General features: G+C 62.5%; 1 protein-coding gene. It reads left to right on the forward strand.

What is annotated here, in order from left to right:
• Positions 1-457 (forward strand): transposase (locus NKI17_RS36975; RefSeq protein ID WP_352907965.1); only part of this gene is annotated, 457 nt, incomplete at its 5' end.
• Positions 458-509: the final 52 nt, after the last annotated feature.

Below are 509 nucleotides of genomic sequence, written 5' to 3' on the forward strand. Positions count from 1 at the left end.
ATTTGCGCACCTGCACAGACAAGTGCTGGCGATCGCCAGGGGCGATGCTACCTGCCGGCGCTTGATGACGGTCCCTGGTGTCGGCTCCATAGTGGCGCTCGCGTACACCGCGACGATCGACATTCCACAACGGTTCAGAAACTCCAAGGCGGTAGGGCCGATCCTGGGGCTGACACCGAAGCTCGACGAGTCCGGCGAAAGCAAGCGCGTTGGAGGCATCTCACTCTGCGGGGACGGCATGATGCGAACATTGCTCTATGAAGCAGCCCAAGTCATGCTGACGCACGTGAAGAAATGGTCATGGCTGAAGGCCTGGGCGATGAACGTCGCCAAGCGGCGCGGCTTGCGCAGGGCGATAGTCGCGCTCGCACGTCGCCTGGCGGTCGTCATGCACCGCATGTGGCTGGACAACAGCGAGTTCCGCTGGACGCGGGAAACCATGGCGTCAGCCGTGTGACAAAAGGCCGGGAAGAAGAGGTAGAGAGTTCCGCCCAGCGCGGAAGCACGTC

Origin of the sequence: Mesorhizobium sp. M0816, from assembly GCF_040320005.1 — a bacterium.
Taxonomy (GTDB): Bacteria; Pseudomonadota; Alphaproteobacteria; order Rhizobiales; family Rhizobiaceae; genus Mesorhizobium.